Genomic DNA, 16,603 nt, shown 5'->3' with positions numbered 1-16,603 from the left:
AGGCCTTCAGAGCGAGGCAAATGGAGGAGTCCTATGGTTGCATTGAAAAACGCGATGGGTGTTGTCGACAGTCTGCGGGAGGCTGCAGGCAGGAGCTGGTGGGGCGAGATCGGCCTGGAGGGAAGGGGAAATGAGCGCTGGTTGGGCGTCCATTACAGGGATCTCTTCGGGAGCGGTCGAAAGTGGCGTGCGCGGGCGATACGGAAGAACCATCCCGATCTCAAGGGGGCGCCGCAGAAGGTCGATGTGAAGCTGAGGGGCGAAGACATCTACCTGAGGGACAGGCTGCTCGGTTCCATCGAGGTCCTCTATGGATTGGAAAACCGCACCAGGGCCGAACAAGAACTCGGCGAAAGGCCGCTTACCTGCCGCCGTGTGCGGAGGGTGGTGGACCGCATCCGCTGCGAGAAGAAGGCCTTCCAGCGGAGATTTTTCCTCTCCGGGAAGCCGGATGGCGTGGATCCGCTTCCGGGAACGTTCGACGCCCTTGTGCAGGATCTCAGGCAGGAGAGGATCATCCCTCCAGCATTCTGGGAGAAGGGCGGCGAGGAGATCCTCAGGCGCCTGGCGCAGGGGATCATCGAGCAGTCCGCTGAAGACCTTTCCGAGTCCAGGCGCATCGGGGAGATCCGCGAAAATATCATGACCTTTTTCACGCAGCGGCAGATGCTTTGGGATGCAGCGGCTCCGCTGCGGGCAGTCGACGACCCGATTATCCTTCAGGACCTGGATACCCTCTTCAACCAATTTTTGTTTCATCCGTCTGTGTTGCTGTTGCGCCCCCAGGGGGCGCGGGGGCAGCTGATGGAGACGATATGGAGAAGATACTGGCGGTTTCTGGAGTCGAACCCGATTGGCGGCGGGGAACAACCGCAGCAGGCCGGGGACTTGCCGTACGAAGCAAGGAGGAGATCCATGACGCAGTTCATCTTCAGGATGCCGGACATGCCGATGAGCTTCGAAGTGACCGGCAGCCTCAGGTACCGGAGCGAAATGGACTCGTACCGCTATTTGGACGGAGGCGTTTGTTACACGATTTTCGCGTGCGGGCGGACCTCCCCGGCGCCTTTCTCCGAGCCTGATCCCTCCGTGGGGGTGTCCAAGGGGCTGGGCGTTGGGACCGTGACCCGGCAAGATTCCTTGAAGGTTCCAGATGAGCAGCCAAAAATGGTAAATTTCGAAGAGAAGAAAGAGCGTAAATCTCTTGAAAGCAAGGATCGAGACAAAGAGATCCCGATCCCGCAAGATCTTCTGAGGGACCTGGAGCTACAGCAAAAAGAGGAACTTCCGCCGAAGGTGGAAGAATCGAAATCGCTGGAACAGGCCAAAGAGGAGGCCTTGAGCGAGGCCAGGGAAAAATTCCGGGAGAAATATTTCAGCCGTCAGAAGCCGCCGCTCGATGGTAACTACAGCCTGATAGGGATGACCGGGAGATACAACTTTCGCAGCCGAGTCCTGCCTAATGGCCCCTATGGTCAGCTGACGGAAAGACATTTCAGTCAAGTGAGTTACCCTGATGATAGCGATTTCGGCCTTGTCGGCGTCGAGGATAGTGAACAACGTCTGATTTGGCCTGCTGGACCTTTCAATGCCATCCTGAGAGAAGTCATTGATACGATTATCGATCATACGGAGATTGATGAGCTCTATCAGATGGGAAAGGATGGTGTGATACAAAAATTATCAAATTTTATGAACGATTTGAAGTGGGGACTGGCTCTTTTGGAGGAAAGCCATAGGTACGAGCTAATTATTTTGTACAGTACGATCCAGGATAATAAATCAGAACCTGATATGTTTACCCGGGAAATGCTTACCAATACCTATTCTTTTCTTGAGATCACCTGCAGAAAATGGCTGGCGATGCCGGCGGTGATTCACCATTGTTCAATTAATATCGGTGAACGTAGGCATATTATGACACAAATAATTAAATTATGTTATGAATATATCCATTCATTGCGTGCTCTGCAATGGCCAAAAGATCTAGCTACTGAGGAGAAGATGTGCCAGTATGTTTTCGGGAAAGGAACATTGCCTGAAAAAATCAAGGTTGAGGAATCTAGAGAGTGGATCTATCATAATTGGGAGACAGTAGTAAAAGTAGATTTTATATATAGTGAAGATGAATTATCTGAATTCAATGATTTAAACAGCGGAAGAACCGAAGAAAAAGAAGATTCTAAACAGATTGATATTGAGATTGATATCGAATCTAATTCTGAAGACTCTGATGATGACATTGTCTACAGAAAGGATATCCAGCATTTCGATGATCCTAATGGTATTCATCAATTACGAGATGGAAAAACAAGTATAAAAAATGAGTACGAAATAAGTGGTGTGCCCGCTCCTTATGGCAATGATGACGATGATAATATGTACGAGGAATATGGATTGGTAATACCAGATCCATCTGGCGATGACGATTCCTATGAGAGTATAAATGCATATTATAATAGAAAATGATATATGAGTTGAATTATGTAACGTAAAAAATGAATCGAAAATATAGATGCTCGGAAAATGGTGGCTGTGATCATGGCTGTCGTGATATCCGCGTGAAGTCGATTGATGGGTGTCCGATTTCCTCCCGTTTTTTTCTTCCGATCTTTCTACCGCGGTCGCGGACGAGCCTCCGGTCCCGCCCAGGTTCGGGGAGCGGGGGATGCCCGTCAAACCCCTTGATTGATCGCCGTATATGTTGTAACTGATAATCAGCTTTCGAGGGCGGGAACGGCTGTCGTCGACGTGCCGTGCTGCTCCAGGTTGGCTCGAATGGAGGACGCTTTCTTTCGAGGAAGGCGGAGTTCCTTGAGGAAGCAGGTTGCTTTCCAGTGGAAGCCTCGTCAATGCGTGGAGTGATGTTCCGGTATCCGGTCTCGATGCTTTGCGGGAGCAGCCGCTGTGGGAAACGGAGACGCCGAACCGGTCGATTGGAATTGTGGGCGAATGCCCAGTGGATGTCGGAGACGAGGCCTTTCCCGGGCTCGAGCCGTTCAGGCTTTTCGATAACAAGGTTTTTGCCATGTCCTTGGATGCTGATACCACCCAGACGGCCCCGGGTCCTGAAGGATCCAGGGAGGAAACAGAGCGATACGCTTCTCTTCGTACGGAGGCCGGACAGCGCGAGATATCCCTTTCTCTTGCGATAGAGCGCCTTGGCGTGCCGGTCATGGTGATCGATGTGGAGCACGTGATCACCCACTGCAGCGGGGCCTACGAAAGGCTGACGGGGATCCCGGCCGAGGGCATGATCGGCACGAAGAACCAGTGGCGTACCTTCCTCTCGGAGCCCGGGCCGGCGCTGTTGGACCTGATCGTCGACCAGGCACCGGAGGCCGAGATCATGGCGCGCCTGGGTCCGGGGTGCCGCAAGGCGCCCCTTGCGGAGGATGCCTGGGAGGCGGAGCGGTTCCTGTCGGCCCCTGACGGGGGCGGCAAATGGTTCCTGTTTACCGCGGTGCCCCTGCAGGATGAGAACGGCCGGGTCACCGGAGCCGTCGAGACCTTCAGGGAAGTGACCAAAGGCCACCGGATGCAGGCCGCCCTGCGCCGGACCTCGGTCCGCCTCCAGACGCTGGTCGATTTCATCCCCTACCCGATCGGCGTGTTCACCATGGATGGGCACCCGACCTATCTCAATCCGTATTTCACCAAGGTCTTCGGGTGGACCCTCGAAGACTTCCAGGCGGGGAGGGTCCCCTTCGTCCCCTTCGATCAGGTCCAAAGCACCCTGGAGGAGTTGAAGCGCCTTCGCCAGGACAAGATCCTGGTGCACCATGAATCGAAGCGGCTGACGCGGGACGGCCGCATGCTGGATGTCTCCATCCGAGCCGCGGCCTATGCGGAGACCGTGGACGGACTTGCCGGTGTGATCGCCATCTATCGCGACATCACGAACGATAAACGCATGGCCAGGACCCAGGAGGCCATGCTCCAGATCAGCCTCGCACTCCCCAAATATCCGGACCTTCAGGACCTGCTCCATTTTATCAACACGGAGGTGAAGGACCTTGTCGAATCGGAGGGCTGCGTGGTGATTCTTCCTGACGAGGAAAAGCAGGAGCTCTACATCACCGGGGCGGCCTACGATCAGGACGAAGCCATACGACGGGCCGCGGAGGTCAGGTTCCGCTACGACCAGCTCATGGCAGGGGAGGTGATCCGGACCGGCGAACCCATGATTGTTTCGGACACCTCGAAAAACAAAGGGCTCCATGAGGAGCGGGATCGGAAGCTCGGCTATAAGACGCGCAACCTGGCGCTCGTCCCTCTGAAAGGGCGAAATCGGATCAAAGGCGCCATCTGCGCCATCAACAAGCGCAACGGGGATTTCAAGCCGGAGGATATCGAACTGCTGGAGATGGTCGCCGGGACGGTCGCGGTGGTGATCGCCTACGCCCAGGTGTCGGATAAGCTCAAATCGGCCTACAACGAGCTTCTGAGCATGAACAAGGCGAAGGACAAGATGATCAACCACCTCTCCCACGAACTGAGGACGCCCCTGGCCGTCCTCATGTCCACCATGACCATCTTTTCCCGCAAGCTGAAGGTTCTGCCCGAGGCGGAGTGGGCGCCCACCATGGAAAGGGCCCGCAGGAACCTCAACCGCCTGGTGGAGATCCAGCGCCAGGCGGAGGACATCCTGATGGGCGGTTCGCTGCACACCCACGATGTCATGACGCTTCTACTCGAAGAATGCGCCGATGAACTCGAGGCCCTGACCGCGGAGGAGGTGGGAGAGGGAAAGGTCGTCCGAAACATCCGGAGCCGCATCGACGAACTCTTCGGCCCGAAGACCAGCGAGTCCGAGGAGATTCGGCTCGATACGTTTGTGCGGGAGCGGATCCATTTTCTGCAACCCCGGTTCGGTCACCGGCAGGTGAATGTGGATGTGGCAACGGAGGCCGGGCCGTCCGTTTGGATCCCTCGCGATGTGCTGGAGAAGCTTGTCGACGGGCTTGTCAGAAATGCCGTGGAGAACACGCCCGACGAAGGGAAAATAGAAGTCCTGGTGCACCCCCGCGGGAACGGTATGGAGTTGGTTGTGCACGATTACGGCGTCGGGATCCCGGAGGAGGCGAAAAAGCGGATTTTCGAGGGCTTCTTCACGACGGGCGACACCCTGTCCTATTCGTCCAAGCGGCCCTTCGACTTCAACGCGGGCGGCAAAGGGGCCGATCTGCTCAGGATGAAGATGTTTTCCCAACGCTACGGCTTCGACATTCAGATGATCTCGACCCGCTGCGGCCACCTGCTCAACGGCACGTGCTCCTGTCCGGGGGAGATATCGCGCTGCCCGTTCTGCTCCAGTCCGGAAGATTGTTACGGGTCGGGAGAGACTGCCTTTTCTCTGTACTTTCCCCTCAAACCCTGAAGACTGAGCCTGAAGGGCCCACGGGGTGCAAGGATGGTTTACGGGTCTGGATGGTTTACGGGTCTGGATCGTTTCAGTTGTCAGAGCGCATCGGCTGCTGAAACGATCCGGCGGCGCCGCTTTGTTTCCCCCCACTGGCCGGAACGCCCGGGGGCGGATCTGTCCTTGATAAATTCATCACATTGGTTTATGTCTTGATGCTGCCGTTTTCGGATGAAACCGGCCGGGTGTCCATGTGGCGCCGAGGTATCCCTGTTTACTGAGGAGAAAGTCATGAAGCGTTTGATTAGCATCGAAGGGGTCAAGAAGACTTTGTTCGGCAGCGGCGCGGTCGGCAGCCTGCCGGGCGAACTGGAGGCGTTGGGGGCCGCCCGCGCCCTCCTGGTCATGGACCGGGCCCTATCCGAGACGGAACTCGGCAAACGGGTGCAGGAGGTCTTTGCGCAGGGGCCGGTCGAGGCGGTCCCGTACTTCAGGATCAGTCCGGAACCAGGCCCCGAACTGGCGGACGAGGGTGCGGAGCTGGCCCGGCAGGAGCGTGTGGACTGCATTGTCGGCGTGGGCGGCGGCAGCTCGCTCGACGTGGCCAAGGCTATCGGTGTCCTGACGAAGAACGAGGGGAAGGCCCTGGACTACGTGGGGCTGAATCTGGTCAAGACCCCGGGTCTGCCGACTGTCATGGTCCCGACCACGGCCGGTACAGGCAGCGAGACGACCTTTACGGCCGTTTTCACCATGCGCGGGACCAAGACCAAGGGAGGGATCAACAGCCCCTTCCTGTATCCCACGGTGGCGATCCTCGATCCGGAGCTGACCCTCGGCCTTCCGCCTTACCCGACCGCCTACACGGGCATGGATGCCCTGACCCATGCGATCGAATCCTACACCTCTCTTCAGTCCCATTTCGTCACCGATGCCCTCTCTCTCGAGGCCGTCAAGATCATTGCCGGGAGTCTCCGGGGGGCCGTTTTTCAGGGGGGGAATCTCCATCACCGGACCCGGATGCTCCAGGCGAGCTATCTCGCCGGTCTGGGGTTGGCGATGAGCGGGGTGGGCGCCGTACATGCCCTCGCCTACCCGCTCGGGGCTTTTTTCGATATCCCGCACGGGATCGCCAACGCCCTGATGCTTCCCTACGTGCTGGATTTCAATTTCCCGGGCAATACGGAAAAGTTCGCCGCGGTGGCCGTCGCTATGGGGGCTGTGGCCAAGGGGCGAAGCGAACGGGTCCTGGCCGCAGAGGCCGCCGACCGGGTGTGGGAGCTTTCACAGGACATCGGGGCCCCGCTCAGGCTGCGGGACCTCGGGGTGCCGGAGGATTCCATCCCCCGGATGGCCGAGGCGGCCATGAATGTTACGCGGCCCATCCTGAACAACCCGCGGCCGATGACTGCCGCCGTGGCGGAAAGGATCTATCGCCGGGCGTTTGAAGGCCGCTAGGCCGATGATTGACACGAATCTGCCGGAGGCCGGATCCTGTGCGGCCCCGGGTTTTGCTTTAGGGGCAGAGGAGAACACCATGCCGGGTTTTGAAGTGTTGGGTGAAGAAGAACGGAGTGAGATTCTGGACGTCCTGTCCCGCAAGATCCTTTTGCGGTACGAATTCGACAAGGAGCGGCAGGGGATTTACAAGGTTGCGGAATTCGAGAAGGCCTTCGCCGAGTATTGCGGCGCCCGATGGGCCTTGGCGGTTTCCTCCGGGACGGCGGCGCTCCGTGTGGCCCTGGCGGCCCTCGGGATCGGCCCGGGGGACGAGGTGATTACCCAGGGGTTCACCTTTGTGGCCACCTGGGAGGCGATCCTGGATATCGGCGCGGTCCCGGTCTTTGCCGAGATCGACGACACCTTGTGCCTCGATCCGGAGGATATTTCGAGCAGGATCACCCCACGGACGCGGGCGATCATCCCGGTGCACATGTGCGGCGGTCAGGCGCGGATCGAAGAGATCATCGCGGAGGCCTGCCGCTTCGATCTGCCCGTGATCGAGGATACAGCGCAGTCCTGCGGCGGGCGTATCCGGGGAAAACACGTGGGGACTTACGGCCGCATGGGGACGTTTTCGTTCGATTCGGTCAAGACCATGACGACCGGGGAGGGCGGCATGGTGCTCTTCCAGGACGAGGAGACCTACATCCGGGCGAGTGAATACCACGACCACGGGCATGACCACGATCCCACCGTGGGCCGCGGACTCGAGAAACGAAATTTCATCGGGTTCAATTTCCGCATGATGGAACTGCAGGGGGCGCTCGGCCTGGCGCAGCTGAGGAAGCTCGACCGCGCGATTCTGGCCCCCCAGCGCGAAAACAAACGGCGCATCCAGGAGGCCCTGTCCGAGATCCCGCAGGTGAAGCTGCGCTCGTCCCCGGACCCTGAGGGTGACATCGCCTCGTTCCTGATGTTCTCGCTTCCGACGGCCGAGCAGGCCCGGGCCTTCGCCCAGGTGATGAAGGATGCCGGGTGTCCGCCCGTCTACTGGTATGAAAACACCTGGCATTATTACGGGCACTGGGAGCACCTTCTGGACGGAAAGACGCCTTTCCGATCAGGGTATCCTTTCAAGACGCCGGAGGGCGCGGCGCGCTGCACCTATGACCCCGATGCCCTGCCGCGCACGGCGGAGCGGCTTTCGCGCTGTCTGACCATCCCGATCCAGATCCGGATGGAGGAGCAGATCCCGAAGATCATCGCAGCCGTTCAGAAGGCCGCCAGGATCCTTTAGTTTCCAATCCGGAAATCATGATCCGGCACGATCTGTTTCCGGATGGAGGCACGTTGAAAAAATCGGGGCGATATCTCAGACGGCTTACGGCCCCGACCCCGGCTGCGTCCGCGGGCGGCGCTACTGGATGATCTCCCGAATCGCCCGGCGGATCTCCTCGATCGGGAGCGGGCCGAAGAGCTTTTCTCCCTCCGCGGTTTGCACGTAGAAGACCCCCAGCAGCTTTTCCTGGTCCCTGTTGACGGTGGCAAAGCGGATGTCGAGGCCATGCGCCGTCAGGACCTTGGCGAGGCGGTAGAGAAGCCCCATCCGAGCGTCCGCCGCGACCTCCATGACCGTGAAGAAGTCGGAGGCCTCGTTGTCGATCTGGACCGATTTGGGCCAGGGGATCCAGGAGACGGCCTGAGAGAGCTGCCCTTCCTCCTTCTGTGCGATCCGTTCATCCAGCGAAAAATCACCTTGCAGGACCTGGGCGATCTGCAGCCTGACGCGCTCCCATGTCTCGGCCTCCCGGAGGGGGTCGAGGGGATTGGTGACTTCGTAGATGTCGAAGGCCAATCCGTTCTTGAGGGTGAAGATCTGGGCCGACAGGACCCCGATGTTGTTGAGGGTGAGGACTCCGACCATGTCGCTGAAAAGACCCCTCCGATCCCGGATGCACTGGAGGATGCGCGTGACCGGCGCATCCCCTCGCTTGCGCACCGACCATGCAAAAAGCTTTTCCTCTAGGTCGAGGGCGAGGGCCACCTGCGCCACGACATCTTCGATCGGCGTGCCGATAAAATAGCGTGAGGAGATCTGGTCGAGCAGTTTTCGCACCTCGCGGGCCGGGAATTGCCCTTTGAGGGACTTGAGGACCTGCTTCTTCTGTTCCGTGAACCGCCGGGTGGCGTGCGGGGTCGCGAGGGTCCCCTTCTCGAGGATTCGGCGGGTCTTCGCATAGAGTTCCGTGATCAGGTGGAGTTTCCATTCCGTGCGCGCCATCGGGCCGGTGGCGAAGCTGTCCGCCGCGGTCAGGAGAAAGACCATATCGAGAAGCTCGGTCGACTGGATGGATTGCGCCGTCTGCACGCAGGTCTTCTCGTCGCTCAGGTCGCGGCGCTGCGAGACGCGGGCAAGCAGGAGGTGGTGCCTGACGAGGGCGGCGACGGCCGCCGCCGCCGCCGCGTCGACGCCGAAACGCTTCAGGATCGGGCGGACCAGGGCCGCCCCTTTCACGCTGTGATCGTCCGGATACCCCTTTCCGACATCGTGAAGCAGCCCGGCCAGAAACAGACGTTCGGGATGGGGGAGGGTGTCGAAGACCGCCCGGAAGATCGGCCAGCGCTCGTCGTAGGCCCCCTCGGACATCTGTTCCAGGATCTCAGCGGTCCGGAGCGAATGGATATCCACCGTGTCGACATGGTAGAAGCCGAGTTCCGGCAGGTTGCGGATCTTCTTGAACTCGGGGATGAAGAGATCCAGGAGGCCGATTTCGAGCGCCAGGCGGATGATCTTCGGATTCCGCGGCCGGCTGAGGACGCGCAGGAGCGTCGGGCGGGCCTCTTTGAGCCCCAGAAGGCGGCGCTTCGACCGGGCGATGATCCGACGGGCCTCCCAGATCAGGCCGGATCCCCAGAAAAGGCCTTGCTCGTTCGCCTCCCCGAGGGCCTTCAGAATGAGTCCGGGGTCGGTCTTGAGCGAGAGGTCCTGACGGAGGACCAGATTCCCTTTGGTCACCTGGAAGAGCGGTCCAATGGACGGGTTTTCCTCGAGCGGGGAGGGGTGGATGATATCGAGGGCCTTGACCTGAAAGGCTTCGTATCCGTAACGGATGCGGTTGAGGTGCCGATAGAGGTCCTTCATGAACTTGACCGGTGCGCTCAGGTATGGATCATCCGTGTAGCCGAGGCGGTTGGCCAGGTCCTTCTGGCAGGCGAGCATCAAACGGTCCTCTTTCCGTTGGGCGAGGAGGTGCAGCTGGTTGCGGACCTTCAGGAGAAAGCTCTTGGACTGGGCGAGCGTATACAGATCGAAGTGCGAAAATACGGCGAAGCGGCGGATCTGGCTGAACCGGACGCAGGAAAAATAGATCCTTGCCATCCAGCTCATGAAATGTAGGTCCCGCAGGCCTCCGGGGCCCTCTTTGATGTCCGGTTCGACGAAAAAGGCCTCGGTGCGAAACTGTTCCTCCTGTTTTCGGCGCGCCATCAGGAAGTGTTTGAGGATGTTTTCTCTTTCCCGAAACAGGCGCGACCAGAAGGCGTTCTCGAAGAGGTCGTAAAAAGGGCGTGATCCGAGGATCGGACGGGCATCCAGGAGCGCGGTGAGGACCGTGAAATCCTGCATGGCCAGACGGATGCACGAGGGGATCGTCAACGTGGCATGCCCCACCTCGAGGCGGGCGTCCCAGAGGGGATAGAGCGCGCGGGGGATGATTTCGTTCAGTTCCGGATCTTCACGGCCTTCGTGGATGACCATGAAGTCGATGTCCGATCCGAAGCAGAGTTCTCTTCGGCCGTAGCTGCCGAGGGCGAGAACGACGAAGGACTTGTTCCGGGATTCCCTTGTTCTTTTATTCAGCCCGGCTTCGAAGAAGAGGCGGCGGGTGAACCGATCCACGAGATCCGTATAGGCCTGGCAGACACGGAAACCGCTCCTCGACGGAATGAATTTCCGGAACAAATCCGTCCGGTCGGTGATAAACCGCGAAACGATGTCGGTTTGAGGGCGCAAGTCTTTGGAAGCCATGGTTCGTCAAGGCATCAGGACCTTGGGTCCGCAGGTGCCGGCGGGCCGGCAGTCTGTCGGATCGAGGCCGGGAGGGGAGGCGGCCCGGTGGATCCCCGGACCGCAAGGCGAAAGTGATTTCCCGGTACAACCCGGTTTCCCATCCGGAAATGAGGATTTTTTTTCACCGCTTCGCCGCTCAGCCCCACCCCTGCGGGGCGGGTCCCGGTTTCTTCACACCCTTCGGGTGCTCGGTCCCACCGCTTCGCGGTGGGTCCCAGTCTGGCCAATATCAATGAAATCAAGCGCTTGCGCGGAGGGGATCTGGTGGTCGCCGCAGAAGCAAACGTGCAGGTTGACGCCGAGATTGGCCAAAAAGACCATTTCCGGATGGAATCTAAATGGCGTCCGTATCCTCTTCCCCCGTCCGAATGCGGATAGCCTTTTCGACCGGCAGGACAAAGATCTTGCCATCCCCGATGCTGCCGGTATAGGCCTTCTCCTTGATGACTTCAAGGATCCGCGGCACCATATCCGTCGGAACGACGACCTCGATCTTCGTCTTCGGCAGGAAATCGACGACATACTCGGCCCCGCGATAGATCTCCTTGTGCCCCTTCTGACGCCCGAAGCCTTTAACCTCGGTGATGGTGATCCCCCCGATGCCCAACTGCAGAATGGCGTCTTTGACTTCGTCCAGTTTGAACGGCTTGATGATGGCTTTGATCAATTTCATGCAACAATCCCCTTTGCGGTTTCTTGAATGGTTTCCATCCGGAAATGGTCTTTTTGGCCAATCTCGGCGTCAATCTGCGCGTTTGCTTGTGCGGCGACCTGTAGCCCAGCGCATGAGCAAATGCGCAGATCGGGACGGAGACGGGCCGAACAAGCCGTTTCCGGATGGATCCGGGCCCGTTTGGCTCCGATGATAGGCCCTGCGGCGAACGGTTGTCAACGAAGGAATCCGGGCAGGATAGGGAGAGGAAGAAAAGAAAATATACAAAATTGTATAGATTACTCCATATTTCTACAAAAGAGTCGCCAAGACTGGCCCGCTTCATCGGCTATATCCAGTTAAGATATGGTTATTCAAGCTTTTTCAAGTGAAGTCTCCAGTGGCATACTGTTTGCTTCCCCCCTTGGATAAACGCTCGATCAAAGGAGGAGACAGGTTATGAACGTGGGAGATACGGTATTTGTCTTGATGTCGGCGGCCCTGGTCATGTTGATGACGCCTGGTCTGGCACTGTTTTACGGCGGTATGGTGCGCAGCAAAAACATCCTGGGGACACTGATGCAGAGTTTCATCATCCTGGGGATCGTGACGCTTGAGTGGGTGCTCTGGGGCTACACGATGGCCTTCGGCCCGGACCATGCCGGGATCATCGGCGGGATGGACTGGTTCGGCCTCAAAGGCGTCGGGATGGAGCCGAGCCCCCACTACGGAACCACGATTCCCCATCTGGCTTTCATGATCTTTCAGTGCATGTTCGCCATCATCACGCCGGCCCTGATCACCGGCGCCTTCGCCGAGCGGATGAAATTCAGCGCCTTCCTGCTCTTTATCCTCATCTGGGCGACGGTCGTTTACAACCCGTTGGCGCATTGGGTCTGGGGCGTAGGAGGCTGGATGGGCAAAATGGGGGCGCTCGATTTTGCCGGTGGGACGGTGGTGCATATCAGTTCGGGCGTTTCGGCGCTTGCTGCGGCGATCATCCTGGGGCGGCGACTCGGGTGGGGCGAGACGGCCTACATCCCTCACAACGTGCCGATGACCATCACGGGTGCGGCGCTTCTCTGGTTCGGGTGGTTCGGCTTCAACGCCGGGAGCGCTCTCAGCGGGAACGGCCTTGCGGCCAACGCCTTTGTCGTCACCCACGTCGCTTCCGCGGTTGCGGCGCTCAGTTGGACCTTTATGGAATGGGTGCATCGCGGGAAGCCTACGACGCTCGGTGCCGCGAGCGGGGCGGTGGCCGGTCTGGTGGCGATCACGCCCGGCTCGGGCTTTGTGGGCCCCCTTTCCGCGATCGTCATCGGGGGGCTCGGGGGCGTCATCTGCTACGGGGGGATCCTGCTCAAATCCCGGCTTGGGTATGACGATTCCCTGGACGTGGTTGGCATCCACGGGCTCGGGGGGACCTGGGGGGCCTTGGCGACCGGCCTCTTTGCGAGCATCGCCGTCAATCCGGCCGGGAGGGATGGCCTTTTCTTCGGGAATCCCGGGCAATTGTGGATTCAGTTCATCTCGGTCGCGGCCACAGTGGCCTATGCCTTTGTGCTGACGTGGGTCATCCTCGAGGTCATCGATGTTCTGATAGGCCTGCGGGTCAGCGCCGAGGAAGAGGTGCGCGGGATGGACATCAGTCTCCATAACGAGACAGGGTATAACCTATAAACACTTGCGGATTGGAGAGTGAGCCATGAAAAAGATCGAGGCGATCATCAAACCGTTCAAACTGGATGACGTGAAGGAAGGATTGGCCGGCCTGGGGGTCAAGGGCTTGACCGTCACAGAGGTCAAGGGGTTCGGAAGGCAGCGGGGCCACAAAGAGGTATACCGGGGCGCCGAGTATCAGGTGGATTTTGTCTCCAAACTCAAGATCGAAATCGTCCTGACCGCGGATCTGGTGGCCGATGCGGTTCGTTTGATCAAGGAAAAGGCGCATACCGGGCAGATCGGCGACGGAAAGATCTTCATCCTCCCCGTCGAGGAGGTGATTCGGATAAGGACCGGGGAGCGTGGCAAGGACGCCATCTAGTTTCCATCCGGAAATGGTCTTTTTTGCCAATCTCGGCGTCAATCTGCACATTTGCTTGTGCGGCGACCACCAGGTCGCCTCCGCGCAAACGCTGGATTTCCTTGATATTGGCAAACCGGGACCCGCCGCGAAGCGGTGGGACTGAGCACGCGAAGCGTGTGAAGAAAAAATCCTCATTTCCGGATTGGAAACTGGGTTGTACCGGGAAATCATTTCCGGATGGAGACCATCTAGTTTCCATCCGGAAAGGGTCTTTTCGGCCGATCTGCGGTGGTAGCGGCGTGAGGTGGTTATGACAGGGGCATCCGAGGAGTTGAAGAGCGGCCGGGAGGCACTGCTTCGCGGCCTTTCCGGGGGAAAGTGTGACCCGGATTTTCCTGAGCGGAACACGGAACTGGTGGACCAATATTTCAGACGGTCGCTGCAGGACAGCCCGATCGGCCGCGCGCTCTTCAAGGAGCGGTGCCCTGTGGCCTTCGTGGCCGTCGGCGGCTATGGGCGGGCTGAGCTGTGCCTGCATTCGGACATCGATATCCTGATCCTCTTTGGGCGCAAGGTCCCGACTTCGGCAAAGAACCTGTCGGACGAGGTGTTTTTTCCGCTCTGGGATCTTGGTCTGGACCTCGGTTATGTCGTCCGGACCGTAGCGGATTGCGTGAAGCTTGCCAAAGACGATTTTCAGGTGCTTACCTCTCTGCTCGATGCGCGGTTCCTGTGCGGGGATTCGCCCCTGTACCTGGGCCTGCTCGCGAAGCTGCAGGACAAGGTGCTCTGCAAACGCGCCAGGACCTTCAGCCGCTGGCTCGAGGATCAGACGAAGATCCGCGAGATGACCTACGGCGATGCCAGCTACCTTCTGGAACCGAATCTGAAAGAGGGGCTTGGCGGATTGCGGGATTATCATGCCATGCTCTGGCTCGGAAAGGTCTTTTTCGAACTGCGCGTCCCCAGGGACCTGGAGTATCAGGGAAGGCTTTCGAATGCCGAATTTCAGACGCTCGAGGCGGATCTGGACCTCATCCGGCGCACACGCAACCTCCTCCATTTTCTGACCGGCCGGAAGAACGATCGTCTCTCCTTCGAGTATCAGGAGAAGATCGCCGGCATGCTGGGTTTTCGGGATCTGGTTCATTCCGCCGCCGTCGAGCAGTTCATGGGCCGGCTGCATGCGGCTATGGGCTCGATTAAATCGCTGCACAGGGCCTTTCTGCGGACGCATCTGCCGAAGGGCGGACCCTCTCGAAAGGACGCCGGGCTAGAGACTCTCAAACCGGGCCTGCATGTCGAAGGGGATGCTGTATGCTTCGACGGGGCGATGGCGATCCTGGCGCGTCCGCTTCTGCTGATGGAGATCTTCGAGGAGAGCAGCCGTCTGGGGTTTCCCCTTTCGATGGAGGCGCGGCGGCTGGTGCGGGAATTCTCCTATCTCGTGAACGACGCCTATCGCTCGGCGCCCGAACCGGTCGAGCGTTTCCTCGGTATTGTGGAGTCCCGGCAGGGGCAGCATGCCCTCGATGAGATGTTCGAGACCGGTTTTCTGGACGTGTTCATACCGGAACTGGGCCGCACCCGCGACAAGGTGCAGTTCGACGCCTATCATATCTATCCGGTAGGCCGGCATGTCCTGCAGACCGTCGCCTGCCTGAAAACGATCGGGCGGCAGAGCGATATCCTGCTCACGACGATCTTCAAGGAGGCGGCGGACAAGCGGGGGCTTCTGCTCGCCGCCCTGTTTCACGATATCGGCAAGGGCGGTCCGGAGCATGCCTTGAGAGGGGCGCAGATCACCCGCGCCATCCTCGATCGATTCGATTATCCGATGAAGGCGGGAGAGGACATCCTTTTTCTGGTGAGAAATCACCTGCTCCTGGTGGAGATCGCCACCCGCAGGGATTTGAACGACGAAAAGGTTGTCGTGCAATGCGCCCGCGGGATGGGGAGCATCGAACGTCTCAAGATGCTCTACCTCCTGACATGGGCCGATTCCATGGCGACAGGGCCGCGCGCCTGGACCGACTGGATCGCGAATCTGGTGCGTGAGCTGTTCTTCAAGATCCTGCACATCCTCGAAAAGGGCGAGTTGGCGAGTGCCGATGCATCGCGGAGGGTCGAAGCGACGCGCCTCGAGCTGCGGCAGCGGTTGTCTGCAGGTATGGACCCGGAGGCGATCGACGGGCTGACCGAGAGCATGGCGCCCCGCTATCTGTTGGAGCGGAATCCGGTCGAGATCCTGAGGGACGTCGATGCGGTCCTGGCGATGCGCGGGGCGCAGGGTGAGGGCCTGAAGGATTCCTTCGCCGTAGCGGCCCGGAAAGACGAGATGGAGGACTGCTGGGAGATCACGTTCGCAGCCCGGGACCGTCCCGGACTTTTTGCGGATATGGCAGGCGTTCTCGCGCTCGAAAACATCAACGTCCTGAGCGCGTATATCTACACCTGGCGGGACGGGACCGCCGTCGATATCTTCAAGGTCACGAACCCCCTCGACCCCCTGCGCGCCGGAGAGATCTGGGAGAGGGTCGAAGAAGACCTGCGGAAGACCTTCAGCGGGCGACTGTCGCTTGGATTACGCCTGGATGAAAAGGCGAGCCCATCGATCGTGACCGGTGGGCGGAAGCCCGCGCAGCCGCCGAAGGTGAACGTCGACAATCGCGCCTCGGACTTTTTCACGATCGTGGAGGTCTTCGCCGACGACCGGATCGGGCTCCTGTACCGGATCACCCATACGCTTTTCAACCTCAAACTGGATATCCGAATCGCCAAGATCGCAACCAAGGGGGACCAGATCGCAGATGTGTTCTACGTCCGGGACCTCGAAGGGCAGAAGGTGGAAGACCCCGAACGGGTCGAAGAAATCAGCGGGGCCCTTCTGCACGAACTCGCGGATTGAGATGGGCACGGATAGGCGGATGGGAGGACTGCGGGGGAAATGCACAACGTCAACCCGCCCTTGCCTCATCCGCAAGGCCAGGATGGAGACGAAGCGCCCTTGTAATTGGCGAAAAGGACGCTATGATATGGCTATCGAGAATC

Annotated in this window: 11 protein-coding genes; 8 read left to right on the top strand and 3 right to left on the bottom strand. The window is 59.2% G+C overall.

Annotated elements, in window-relative coordinates:
* The first annotated feature begins 33 nt into the window (after positions 1–33).
* From ACZ500_RS10495 to ACZ500_RS10480, 4 genes are all read left to right on the top strand, one after another.
* Entirely contained in the window at positions 34–2,469 is a 2,436-nt protein-coding gene (locus ACZ500_RS10495; RefSeq protein ID WP_464232444.1) for a hypothetical protein, read from the top strand.
* 358 nt (positions 2,470–2,827) lie between these two features.
* A complete protein-coding gene (locus ACZ500_RS10490; RefSeq protein ID WP_464232443.1) occupies positions 2,828–5,380 on the top strand; it encodes a sensor histidine kinase in 2,553 nt (850 codons plus the stop codon).
* A 273-nt stretch (positions 5,381–5,653) separates the two neighbouring features.
* Positions 5,654–6,820 (top strand): iron-containing alcohol dehydrogenase, encoded by a 1,167-nt coding sequence (locus ACZ500_RS10485; protein WP_464232442.1) that lies wholly within the window; start codon positions 5,654–5,656, stop codon positions 6,818–6,820.
* A gap of 79 nt (positions 6,821–6,899) precedes the next feature.
* Positions 6,900–8,102, top strand: a complete 1,203-nt coding sequence (locus ACZ500_RS10480; protein WP_464232441.1) for a DegT/DnrJ/EryC1/StrS family aminotransferase — start codon at positions 6,900–6,902, stop codon at positions 8,100–8,102.
* 120 nt (positions 8,103–8,222) lie between these two features.
* Here ACZ500_RS10480 and glnD (ACZ500_RS10475) read toward each other — a convergent pair whose 3' ends face one another.
* The 3 genes from glnD (ACZ500_RS10475) to ACZ500_RS10465 all read right to left on the bottom strand — a co-directional run bounded on the left by glnD (ACZ500_RS10475) (position 8,223) and on the right by ACZ500_RS10465 (position 11,547).
* Positions 8,223–10,832 (bottom strand): [protein-PII] uridylyltransferase, encoded by a 2,610-nt coding sequence (gene glnD / locus ACZ500_RS10475; RefSeq protein WP_464232440.1) that lies wholly within the window; start codon positions 10,830–10,832, stop codon positions 8,223–8,225.
* A gap of 213 nt (positions 10,833–11,045) precedes the next feature.
* Complete coding sequence (locus ACZ500_RS10470) at positions 11,046–11,195, bottom strand: hypothetical protein (protein WP_464232439.1); 150 nt, start codon at positions 11,193–11,195, stop codon at positions 11,046–11,048.
* 13 nt (positions 11,196–11,208) lie between these two features.
* On the bottom strand, positions 11,209–11,547 hold the full coding sequence (locus ACZ500_RS10465; protein ID WP_464232438.1) for a P-II family nitrogen regulator: 339 nt from the start codon (positions 11,545–11,547) through the stop codon (positions 11,209–11,211).
* A gap of 438 nt (positions 11,548–11,985) precedes the next feature.
* On the opposite strand from ACZ500_RS10465, the gene ACZ500_RS10460 reads away from it, so the two are divergent.
* The 4 genes from ACZ500_RS10460 (at position 11,986) to glnD (ACZ500_RS10445) (ending at position 16,460) form a co-directional block, all read left to right on the top strand.
* On the top strand, positions 11,986–13,206 hold the full coding sequence (locus tag ACZ500_RS10460; protein ID WP_464232437.1) for an ammonium transporter: 1,221 nt from the start codon (positions 11,986–11,988) through the stop codon (positions 13,204–13,206).
* 25 nt (positions 13,207–13,231) lie between these two features.
* Positions 13,232–13,570: a P-II family nitrogen regulator gene (locus tag ACZ500_RS10455; protein ID WP_464232436.1), complete on the top strand. Its 339-nt coding sequence runs from the start codon at positions 13,232–13,234 to the stop codon at positions 13,568–13,570.
* A 13-nt stretch (positions 13,571–13,583) separates the two neighbouring features.
* Positions 13,584–13,715 (top strand): hypothetical protein, encoded by a 132-nt coding sequence (locus tag ACZ500_RS10450; protein ID WP_464232435.1) that lies wholly within the window; start codon positions 13,584–13,586, stop codon positions 13,713–13,715.
* A 147-nt stretch (positions 13,716–13,862) separates the two neighbouring features.
* Positions 13,863–16,460, top strand: coding sequence for a [protein-PII] uridylyltransferase (glnD, locus tag ACZ500_RS10445; protein ID WP_464232434.1), 2,598 nt, complete (start codon positions 13,863–13,865; stop codon positions 16,458–16,460).
* Positions 16,461–16,603 lie beyond the last annotated feature (143 nt).

The sequence above is a fragment of the Desulfatiglans parachlorophenolica genome (assembly GCF_055394735.1).
Note: the sequence above shows the minus strand (reverse complement) of the source record. Positions and strands in the feature narration are given on the sequence as shown.

Excerpts from the sequence above, each read along its gene's own strand:
- ACZ500_RS10495 (WP_464232444.1), top strand. The coding sequence starts at position 34 with ATGGTTGCATTGAAAAACGCGATGGGTGTTGTCGACAGTCTGCGGGAG.
- ACZ500_RS10485 (WP_464232442.1), top strand. The coding sequence starts at position 5,654 with ATGAAGCGTTTGATTAGCATCGAAGGGGTCAAGAAGACTTTGTTCGGC.
- ACZ500_RS10480 (WP_464232441.1), top strand. The coding sequence starts at position 6,900 with ATGCCGGGTTTTGAAGTGTTGGGTGAAGAAGAACGGAGTGAGATTCTG.
- glnD (WP_464232440.1), bottom strand. The coding sequence starts at position 10,832 with ATGGCTTCCAAAGACTTGCGCCCTCAAACCGACATCGTTTCGCGGTTT.
- ACZ500_RS10470 (WP_464232439.1), bottom strand. The coding sequence starts at position 11,195 with ATGGTCTTTTTGGCCAATCTCGGCGTCAACCTGCACGTTTGCTTCTGC.
- ACZ500_RS10465 (WP_464232438.1), bottom strand. The coding sequence starts at position 11,547 with ATGAAATTGATCAAAGCCATCATCAAGCCGTTCAAACTGGACGAAGTC.
- ACZ500_RS10460 (WP_464232437.1), top strand. The coding sequence starts at position 11,986 with ATGAACGTGGGAGATACGGTATTTGTCTTGATGTCGGCGGCCCTGGTC.
- ACZ500_RS10455 (WP_464232436.1), top strand. The coding sequence starts at position 13,232 with ATGAAAAAGATCGAGGCGATCATCAAACCGTTCAAACTGGATGACGTG.
- ACZ500_RS10450 (WP_464232435.1), top strand. The coding sequence starts at position 13,584 with ATGGTCTTTTTTGCCAATCTCGGCGTCAATCTGCACATTTGCTTGTGC.
- glnD (WP_464232434.1), top strand. The coding sequence starts at position 13,863 with ATGACAGGGGCATCCGAGGAGTTGAAGAGCGGCCGGGAGGCACTGCTT.